Here is a 634-nt window from a genome sequence, read left to right as displayed (position 1 = left end):
TCATTATACTGTTGATTCATACAGTGTCCATACCTGTATGAAAAAAATTTGGCTCACAATATCGTGCAGTTTTCTCTAGCCCTTGTTTTCTCTGGGCTTCCGCAGATCCAAAAAATCTAGATTAAGTGTTGGTGCAATTGACTCAATGCATGAATCACCGCTTGTTCGCGAACTTCTGCTCGATTTCCAGAAAAATGCATGGTTTCTACTAACTGCCACCCCTGATTATCTGCAAAGGCAAAACACACCGTTCCAACCGGCTTTTCCTCACTGCCACCACCAGGACCAGCGATGCCACTGATAGACACCCCAATTGTTGCATTGGAATGTTTTAATGCCCCCTGCACCATTTCAGTTACAACTGGCTCACTCACTGCGCCATACGCTTCGAGTGTTTGAAACTGCACTCCAAGCATCTCCATTTTGGCCTCATTACTGTACGTAACAAAAGCGCGGTCAAGCCAACCGGAGCTACCTGCAATATCAGTAATTGCGGCTGCAACGCCACCGCCAGTACAGGACTCTGCTGTAGTCAGCACATGCCCATGTCGCGCAAGTAACACACCTAAATCAGCACTTAATTTTGTTGTTTTTTCCATAGCCAAAATGCCCTTTGTCTCTTTTTACTTGATAG

The 634-nt window shown here is 45.4% G+C and carries 1 protein-coding gene; it reads right to left on the bottom strand.

Going from position 1 to position 634, the window contains the following annotated elements:
- Nucleotides 1–116 precede the first annotated feature (116 nt).
- On the bottom strand, nucleotides 117–599 hold the full coding sequence (gene pncC / locus R7190_RS28430; protein ID WP_017449151.1) for a nicotinamide-nucleotide amidase: 483 nt from the start codon (nucleotides 597–599) through the stop codon (nucleotides 117–119).
- Nucleotides 600–634: the final 35 nt, after the last annotated feature.

The organism is Vibrio sp. 1078-1, assembly GCF_033340475.1.
The sequence above is the reverse complement of the archived record's forward strand: the minus strand, read 5'-3'. Positions and strand labels throughout refer to the sequence as shown.